This is a genomic window from Streptomyces tricolor, from assembly GCF_002155905.1.
GTDB classification, from domain to species: domain Bacteria; phylum Actinomycetota; class Actinomycetes; order Streptomycetales; family Streptomycetaceae; genus Streptomyces; species Streptomyces tricolor.
In genome coordinates this window covers 1-8,072 of record NZ_MUMF01000635.1, presented here as the reverse complement: position 1 = coordinate 8,072, position 8,072 = coordinate 1, and the positions used below count along the sequence as shown (strand labels likewise).

Here is an 8,072-nt window from a genome sequence, read left to right as displayed (position 1 = left end):
GGAGGACGCGGTCGGCCCGCTGGACCTGATCCTCGTCGAGTCCGGCGGCGACAACCTCACCGCCACCTTCTCCAAGGGGCTCGTGGACGCCCAGATCTTCGTCATCGACGTGGCCGGCGGCGACGACATCCCGCGCAAGGGCGGACCCGGCGTCAGCACCGCCGACCTGCTCGTCGTCAACAAGACCGACCTCGCCCCGTACGTCGGCTCCGACCTCGCCCGGATGGCCGCCGACGCCAAGGCGCAGCGGGCCGAACTCCCGGTGGTGCTCCAGTCGTTGCGCGGTGAGACGGGTGTCGCCGAGGTGGCCGCGTGGGTCCGCGAGCGGCTCGCCGCGTGGACGGCGTGACCGCCACCGGGGTCCGGGCGAGTGCCCGGATCGTCGCCCGCGCCGACGGCCGCGGCGGCACGGCCCTGCCCGCCCTCGACGGCGAGGGCCCGCTGGCGCTGCGCCGCACCCGGTCGACCGGACCCGAGGCGAGGGTCATGGTCGTCGGCGCGATGAGCGGGCCGCTCGGCGGCGACCGCCTCACCCTGTCCGCCCGGGTGGAGGAGGGCGCCCGGCTGCACGTCGGCTCGGCCGCCGCCACCATCGCCCTGCCGGGCCAGGCCAAGGGCGACGCCCGCTACGACGTCCGGCTCGATGTCGCCGACGGAGCCGAACTGCGCTGGCTGCCCGAGCAGTTGATCTCCGCCGACGGCAGCGACCTGTACGTCACCACCCGGGCCGAACTCGCCGCCGGCGCCCGGCTCGTGCTGCGCGAGGAGCAGGTGCTGGGACGGGCCGGAGAGCCGCCCGGACGCCTCACCAGCCGCCTCACCGTGCGCGTCGCGGACCGCACCGTGCTGGACCAGGAGCTGAGCTGCGGCCCCGGCGCACCGGGCGGCTGGGACGGCCCGGCGGTCCTCGCCGGTCACCGGGCGGTGGGCCAACTCGTCGTCGTGCGTCCCGAGTTCGCGGAGCATCCGGTGCCGGCGCAGGTGCTGGGGGAGTGCGCCGCCGTGGTGCCCCTGCCCGGCCCCGCCGCCCTGGTCAGCGCGGTCGCGCCGGACGCGCTACGGCTCCGGCGGCTGCTGGACGCCGCACTGGAGGGCCTCGGTCGGGAGGCGCTCACGCCCCTCTCGCGGACGCGAACATGATCATCCGGTTATCGGATTGGTAAAGAAGACCGGCAAACCCTGTTCTCGGCGGCCCCGCAGCCGAGAGGATCCCCGCCTGACGACTCACAGCGAGGTACGGGGAGGGGCCCACTTGAGGGAGAACAGACCGAAGAGCCGCCTGTTGGCACTCGGTTCCGCCGGAGTACTCGTCACCGCCACCCTGATCGCCGGCGCGGTGTCGGCGCCCGCCGCCGGCGCCGCGGCCCGGCCGAGCCAGGACCGGGAGGCCAAGGGCGCCGAGATCGCCGCCGCCCGCGCCGCGAAGGCCGGCATCAAGTGGCAGGACTGCCCCGCCGACTGGGGGCTGGCCAAGCCCATCCAGTGCGGCTGGGTCAGCGTGCCGCTCGACTACGCCCGCCCCAACGGCAAGCAGATCAAGCTCGCCGTGGACCGCATCGGCAACACCGGCACCAAGAAGGAGCGCCAGGGCGCGCTCGTCTACAACCCGGGCGGCCCCGGCGGCTCCGGCATGCGCTTCCCGACCCGGGTCACCAACAAGAACCCGATCTGGGCGAACGTCGCCAAGGCCTACGACTTCGTCGGCTTCGACCCGCGCGGCGTCGGCCACTCGACGCCCATCTCCTGCGTCGACCCGCAGGAGTTCGTCAAGGCACCCAAGATGGACCCGGTGCCGGACAGCCGGGCCGACAAGACCGCGCAGCGCAAGCTCGCCCGCGCCTACGCGGACGGCTGCGCCGAGCGCAGCGGCTGGATGCTGCCGCACATGACGACGCCGAACACCGCCCGCGACCTGGACGTCATCCGTGCCGCGCTGGGCGAGAAGAAGCTCAACTACCTCGGCGTCTCCTACGGCACCTACCTCGGCGCCGTCTACGGCACCCTCTTCCCGGGCCACCTGCGCCGCATGGTCGTGGACAGCGTGGTCAACCCCTCGCGGGAGAAGATCTGGTACCAGGCCAACCTGGACCAGGACGTCGCCTTCGAGGGCCGCTGGAAGGACTGGCAGGACTGGGTCGCCGCCAACGACGCCGCCTTCCACCTCGGCACCACCCGCGCCGCCGTCCAGGCCAAGTGGCTGAAGCTGCGGGCCACCGCGAAGAAGCACCCGATCGGCGGGGTCGTCGGCCCGGCCGAGCTGATCTCCTTCTTCCAGAGCGCGCCGTACTACGACTCCTCGTGGGTGCCGGTCGCCACGGTCTTCAGCAAGTACGTCGCCGGTGACACCCAGGCGCTGGTCGACGCCGCCGCCCCGGACCTGTCGGACACCGCGGGCAACATCTCCGCGGAGAACGGCAACGCCGTCTACACCGCCGTCGAGTGCGCCGACGCCAAGTGGCCCACGAGCTGGCAGCGCTGGGACCGGGACAACACCCGGCTGCACCGGGACTACCCCTTCCTGACCTGGGCCAACGCCTGGATGAACCTGCCGTGCGCCACCTGGCCGGCCAAGCAGCACACCCCGGTCGACGTCAGGACCCACAAGGGCCTGCCGAAGGTCCTGATCGTGCAGTCCGCCCGTGACGCCGCCACCCCCTACGAGGGCGCCGTCGAGCTGCACAAGCGCTTCAAGGGCTCCCGCCTGATCACCGAGCGGAACGCGGGCTCCCACGGCGTGACCGGCCTGGTCAACCCCTGCGTCAACCAGCGCGTCGACGCCTACCTGCTCGGCGGCGAGCTGGACGGCAAGGACGTGACCTGCGCCCCGCACGCCACGCCCAAGCCGTGACCGCACCACTACGGTGACGAGGGGCGGCCGGACCTTTCCGGCCGCCCCTCTGCCATGTCCGGCCGACGGAGCCGGCCGGGGTGAACCGTCCGGCTCGTCCCTGCGGGTCGGAGCCGCTTCCCGCGCCGTCCCCGTACGCGGACACGCCGGAGATCAGCGCCGCCGCCCCGCTCCGGCCCGTGAGCCCCATCAACTGCCCTGCATGCCCGCCGTCATGGGCACCCACGTCGACCACCGGCGCACAGCCGTCGCCCGCCACCGGACGCCCGGTCTGCCCGATCGCCCCGATCACCACAGCCCTCGTCACACGGCGCGCCCAGGCGCCACGGCCGCGACCGGCGGCGTGCTTCTGCCGACGGCAGGGCTCACACGAACGGCGCCCGCGGGAACCGGCGCTCCCGCGCCCCCTGCTCGGCCGCCTGCCGTTCCTTGACGACCGCCGCGTACTCGTCGACGTACTCCTGCCCGGAGAGCGTCAGGATCGCGTAGATGATCTCGTCGGTGACCGCCCGCAGCACGGTCCTCTCGTGCTCCATGCCGGCGAAGCGGGAGAAGTCGAGGGGCTCGCCGAAGCGGATGGTCACCGGACGGATCCTGGGGACGACCTTGCCGGGCGGCTGTGCCTCGAACGTGCCGATCATCGCGCAGGGCACCACCGGGACGCCGGCCGTGAGGGCCATGACGGCGACCCCGACCTTGCCCTTGTACAGCCTGCCGTCGTGCGAACGCGTGCCCTCCGGATAGATGCCGAGCAGCTCGCCCTTGCGCAGCACCCCGAGCCCCTCACGGATCGCGGCCTGCCCCGCCTCCTTGCCCGAGCGGTCCACCGGGATCTGCCCGGCGCTGCGGAAGAAGAAGGCGGTGAGCCGGCCCTTCACCCCGGGCCCGGTGAAGTACTCCGCCTTGGCGAGGAAGGTGATGCGGCGTTTCAGTATCGCCGGCATCAGGAAGTGGTCGGAGAACGACAGATGGTTCCCCGCGATGATCGCCGGGCCCGACGCGGGCACGTGCTCCAGGCCCTCGATCCGGGGCCGGAAGACCAGCCTGAGCAGCGGCCCCAGGAACACATACTTGAGCAGGTAGTAGAACACGGCACGCCTCTCACTCCAGCAAGCCCGCTGCTGACCGGGGTTTCCGCAGGCCACCGCAGGGATCACGGAGGTCGCCGCACATGACCTGTAGTCATCTGTAACCACGTTCAGCAGGACTCATGCTGCCCCTTCGCCGAGCCGACCGACGCCTCACGGCCGACAAGACGGTTTCCACACCGGACCGAAAGCGAACCCGTCCGGTCCGGCCGTGCTCGACTTTGGCCTGATCCGGCGGCCGGGAGCGAATGGCAGGAGGAGGCATGAGCCATCAGGCCGGAAATCCGAGGCCCTGCCGGGGCGAACGCCGTCCCTGCGCGGGGGCCGGCCTGTGCCCGCCGGGGCGGCGGCGTCAGGTGAGGGCGGTGACCAGCAGGGTGAAGGCGGCGATGATGACGGCGACGCGGACGTAGTGGTACCGGCCCCAGCGCCGCAGCTGCTGCTTCCAGTCGGCGGGCCGGTTGTCGGGGGTCCAGGTCTTGTTCCGGTTGTTGATCGGGACGAGCAGCAGCACCGACATGACCACGCTGACGATCAGCAGGCCGGCGGCGGTGACGACGAGCCCGGCACCGTCGTGCTGCCATCCGGCGACGGCCCAGACCGCGCTGAGGACGAGCGAGCCCACGTACCAGAACGGCATCAGGGTGCCGAGCATCCGGCCGCCGTGGGCGTGGCCGAGCTGGCGGCTGTCCTCGGGAAGCGCGTCCAGGATCCGGTTCATGATGAAGGCGACGGAGAACTCCACCCCCACCATCAGGCCGACGACGACGGTGGTGACGACTTCGAGTATGACGAGCATGACGGTCCCTCCGTTTGGCTAGCGTTGCTAGGCATTGAGGCAACGCTAGACCTGCTAGCGCTCGATTGTCTAGCAATGCTAGGATCCAGTCATGTCGGTAAAGGAACGCAAAGAGCGCGAACGGGCGGCCCGTGAACGCCTCATCGTGGCGGCGGCCCGCCGGCTCGCCGAGCAGCAGGGCTGGGACGCGGTCACCACCCGCCGGCTCGCCGAGCACATCGAGTACAGCCAGCCCGTCCTCTACAGCCACTTCCGCGGCAAGCGCGAGATCATCGGCGCCGTCGCCCTGGAGGGCGCCGCCGAGCTGGCCGTGGCGGTGCGCGCCGCGACCGCCGGCGTGGACGGCCCGCGCGAGCGGGTCGCCGCCCTGGCCCGTGCCTATCTCGACTTCGCCGAGCGCAACCCGGCGGTGTACGACGCCATCTTCCAGCTCGACGGCGGCCTGGCGTACGCGCAGGAGGACACCCCGGAGCCGTTGAAGGACGCCTTCGCCGCCCTGATGGAGAGCCTGGCCGAGGTCGCCGGGAACGGCATCGACCCGGGGCTGTTCACCGAGGTGTTCTGGGCGTCCCTGCACGGGATCGCCACCCTGACCCGCGCGGGCCGCCTGCTGCCGGAGTACGCCGAGCCGAGGGTGGAGCTGCTGGTGGACCGGCTCGCCATGGTCTGACACACCATCCCGGCGGGCACGCGGCCAAGGCCCTCGGGCCCCGCTCCTGTCCGCCCGCGGCAATGCTTCCGGTCACGCGCGTCCACCCGGGACGGCCGCAGACCGCCGTACCCGCATCCCGGACGGGGCACCCGCCCCGGAGAGCCGCGACGCTCATTGCTCACGACCCGATACGCGCCCCTGAGCGGGCCTGCGCGCCAGGTTCCTGTAGTCCCGCGGGGATGTGCCGTAGGCGGCGCGGAACAGGCGGCTGAAGTGGGCGGGGTCGGTGAAGCCCCAGCGTTCGGCGACGGCCTGGACCGGGCGGGCGTCCAGGCGGGGGTCGGTCAGGTCGAGGCGGCAGCGTTCCAGGCGGCGGTGGCGTATCCAGGCCGCCGGCGATGTGCCGTGCTCGGCGAGCAGCTGCTGGAGATGGCGCAGGGAGATGTGGTGGGCGTCGGCCACGGCCCGGGGGGTCAGAGCCGGGTCGGCGAGGTGCTCCTCGACGAACGCGCTGATCCGGGCCCTGAGCGCGTTCCGGCGGGCCTGCGGGCTGAGCGCGTCCTCCGCCTCCAGACAGTGGGCGCACACGGATGCCAGGAGGTCCAGGGTGACCGAGGCGAGGGTGGAGGCGTCGGCCGGAGCGAACTCGCCGGCGCGTGCGTGGAGATCGGCCAGCCAGCGGGCGAACAGTCCGCCCATGCCGCGGCGCCCGTCGATCCGGACACCGAGCAGGTGCCGCACGGTCCGTTCCGGCAAGGGCATCAGCCCGCGGGGGAACTGCACGGTCACATGCGACCAACCGTCCCGGACCGCCAGAACGTCTCCGCGATAGGGACGGCTGCTGTCCATCACCACCAGGTCACCGGCACGCAGCGCGGTGTCGTCCCCGGCCAGGGAGAGAACTCCCTCCTCCCCGAGGAAGTAGTTGATCTGGTACGCCTCGGGGTCCGACTGCCGGATCAGCTTCGCGGTCCGCGTGATCTCCAGGTGCGGGAAGGACATCGTCGAGACCTGTAATTCCCCCAGATCCAGGACGCGCATCCGCGCGCGGAAGTCGTCCTGATGACTGCTGCGCAGCCGGTTGGGCATGTGCGAGCGGTCGGTGATCTCGGTGAACAGCTCGAATCGCTCCGGTGCCGCGACGACCTCCGTGCTGAACGACGACACCAGCATTCCCAGCTCCCCGCAGCCGCCTTCCGTGGCCTCGAACGTGGCACGGGATGCTGGACGTGGTCCAGTAGCAGCTCGGTCATGTGTGCCGCCCCGGGCCTTTGGACGTCCCTGCCGTCCGGGTGGGGTGCGGGCCGCGGCGCGGTGTGCCCCCGCGCGCCGTCCGCCTCCCGCCCCCTTACGATGTCCCCGATGACCGGCACCCGAGCGCACACCCCGCGACCGCCCCAGCGGCGGCACCGCGCGCTGCTCGTGCTGGCCCTGCTCGCCGGGCTGTTCGGTATGCACGGGCTCGCGCCCGGCGGGGGCACTGGGCACGCCGGACACGCCATGGCCGCGCACCACTCGGTCGCCGTGACCGCGCCGGACGACTGCCCGGACGCCGCCGGCCACTGCGGTGGTCACCGGCTGCACCACGCCGACCCCAGCTGCGCCTCGGGCGCGCTGGACAGCGGCCCGCAGCTGCCCGTGCCGGGCGCCGACCCGGTGGCCGTCACCGCGCCGGCCCCCTGCCCGCGCCCCGGTCCGGCCACGGCGCCGGAAGGCGCCCGCGCCCCGCCCGATCTGGCCGAACTCCAACTCCTGCGGATCTAGAGGCCGCCGCCCGGCCGCACACCCCGCCCGTACGCAGCGTGCCGTACGCAGGGGCCGCGGTCGTGCTCACGCGCGCCCGAAATCCCTTCAGAACAGCAGGAGTTCCTCCCATGACCGACCGTTCCCCGACCAGCCGTTCCCTGGCCGGCCGTTCCCTGACCCCCCGTCCCCTCGTCCGGCGTGCCGCCCTCGCCGCGGTCGCCGTGACCGGCGCCGTCGTCCTGGCCGCCTGCGGCGGCGGTGACAGTGACAGCGGCAGCGGCCACTCCGGCCACGGCGCCTCCGCCGGCGCGAGCGCGTCGGCCGCCGCGCACAACGCCCAGGACGTCGCCTTCGCGCAGGGCATGATCCCGCACCACCGGCAGGCCCTGGAGATGGCGCGACTCGCCGACGGCCGGGCCGCGTCCGCCGAGGTGAAGGACCTCGCCACGCGCATCGAGAAGGCGCAGGACCCGGAGATCCGCACCATGACCGGCTGGCTGAAGTCCTGGGGCGAGGAGGTGCCCGAGGCCGGCATGGACCACTCCGGCCACACCGGGATGTCCGACATGTCCGGGATGATGAGCGAGGCCGACATGACGGCCCTGGAGAAGGCCGACGGCAAGGACTTCGACACCCGGTTCCTGACCCTGATGATCGAGCACCACCAGGGCGCCGTCGCGATGGCCACCACCGAGAAGGAGAAGGGCCGCTACAGCGCGGCCAAGGCCATGGCGGACGACATCATCACCGCGCAGAACGCCGAGATCAAGGAGATGAAGCAGCTCCTCGGCGAGAAGTGACGAACGCGGCGGGCGGGGACCGGTGCCGCCACCGGCCCCCGCCCGCCCGGCCCTCAGGCCAGCACCTTCTCCAGCGCGGCCAGCGCGGACCGCAGCTCCTCCGCCGTGATGGTCAGCGGCGGCGCCAGCCGGATCGTGG

The 8,072-nt window shown here is 72.6% G+C and carries 9 protein-coding genes; 6 read left to right on the top strand and 3 right to left on the bottom strand.

What is annotated here, in order from left to right:
- The 3 genes from CCN44_RS36105 to CCN44_RS36095 all read left to right on the top strand — a co-directional run.
- A partial coding sequence (locus CCN44_RS36105) for an urease accessory protein UreG (RefSeq protein WP_143650227.1) occupies positions 1 to 349 on the top strand: 349 nt, incomplete at its 5' end.
- The gene (locus tag CCN44_RS36100; protein WP_208639915.1) at positions 337 to 1,140 is read left to right on the top strand and encodes an urease accessory protein UreD; all 804 of its coding nucleotides are present in this window, start codon (positions 337 to 339) and stop codon (positions 1,138 to 1,140) included. The genes CCN44_RS36105 and CCN44_RS36100, both read left to right, overlap by 13 nt.
- A gap of 112 nt (positions 1,141 to 1,252) precedes the next feature.
- Positions 1,253 to 2,848, top strand: coding sequence for an alpha/beta hydrolase (locus CCN44_RS36095; RefSeq protein WP_202430203.1), 1,596 nt, complete (start codon positions 1,253 to 1,255; stop codon positions 2,846 to 2,848).
- A 365-nt stretch (positions 2,849 to 3,213) separates the two neighbouring features.
- Here the strand turns inward: CCN44_RS36095 and CCN44_RS36090 are convergent, their stop codons facing one another.
- Together CCN44_RS36090 and CCN44_RS36085 are read right to left on the bottom strand one after the other, a co-directional pair.
- Positions 3,214 to 3,939, bottom strand: a complete 726-nt coding sequence (locus CCN44_RS36090) for a lysophospholipid acyltransferase family protein (RefSeq protein WP_059248000.1) — start codon at positions 3,937 to 3,939, stop codon at positions 3,214 to 3,216.
- A 349-nt stretch (positions 3,940 to 4,288) separates the two neighbouring features.
- Positions 4,289 to 4,735, bottom strand: a complete 447-nt coding sequence (locus CCN44_RS36085) for a DUF1772 domain-containing protein (protein WP_086702848.1) — start codon at positions 4,733 to 4,735, stop codon at positions 4,289 to 4,291.
- A gap of 91 nt (positions 4,736 to 4,826) precedes the next feature.
- Here CCN44_RS36085 and CCN44_RS36080 point away from each other — a divergent pair, with 91 nt between their 5' ends.
- A complete protein-coding gene (locus CCN44_RS36080) occupies positions 4,827 to 5,405 on the top strand; it encodes a TetR/AcrR family transcriptional regulator (protein ID WP_059247998.1) in 579 nt (192 codons plus the stop codon).
- A 153-nt stretch (positions 5,406 to 5,558) separates the two neighbouring features.
- Here CCN44_RS36080 and CCN44_RS36075 read toward each other — a convergent pair whose 3' ends face one another.
- On the bottom strand, positions 5,559 to 6,560 hold the full coding sequence (locus tag CCN44_RS36075; RefSeq protein ID WP_059247997.1) for an AraC-like ligand-binding domain-containing protein: 1,002 nt from the start codon (positions 6,558 to 6,560) through the stop codon (positions 5,559 to 5,561).
- Between the two features lie 189 nt (positions 6,561 to 6,749).
- Between CCN44_RS36075 and CCN44_RS36070 the strand changes: the two genes are divergently transcribed.
- Together CCN44_RS36070 and CCN44_RS36065 are read left to right on the top strand one after the other, a co-directional pair.
- A complete protein-coding gene (locus CCN44_RS36070; RefSeq protein WP_202430202.1) occupies positions 6,750 to 7,151 on the top strand; it encodes a DUF6153 family protein in 402 nt (133 codons plus the stop codon).
- A gap of 110 nt (positions 7,152 to 7,261) precedes the next feature.
- Positions 7,262 to 7,933 carry a DUF305 domain-containing protein gene (locus tag CCN44_RS36065; RefSeq protein ID WP_208639914.1) on the top strand — a complete coding sequence of 224 codons (672 nt, stop codon included), beginning with the start codon at positions 7,262 to 7,264 and terminating at the stop codon, positions 7,931 to 7,933.
- Positions 7,934 to 8,072 lie beyond the last annotated feature (139 nt).

What these genes read in the sequence shown, in the direction of transcription:
- CCN44_RS36085 (WP_086702848.1), bottom strand. Translation starts at nt 4,735, where the DNA reads ATGCTCGTCATACTCGAAGTCGTCACCACCGTCGTCGTCGGCCTGATG.
- CCN44_RS36080 (WP_059247998.1), top strand. Translation starts at nt 4,827, where the DNA reads ATGTCGGTAAAGGAACGCAAAGAGCGCGAACGGGCGGCCCGTGAACGC.
- CCN44_RS36075 (WP_059247997.1), bottom strand. Translation starts at nt 6,560, where the DNA reads ATGCTGGTGTCGTCGTTCAGCACGGAGGTCGTCGCGGCACCGGAGCGA.
- CCN44_RS36070 (WP_202430202.1), top strand. Translation starts at nt 6,750, where the DNA reads ATGACCGGCACCCGAGCGCACACCCCGCGACCGCCCCAGCGGCGGCAC.
- CCN44_RS36065 (WP_208639914.1), top strand. Translation starts at nt 7,262, where the DNA reads ATGACCGACCGTTCCCCGACCAGCCGTTCCCTGGCCGGCCGTTCCCTG.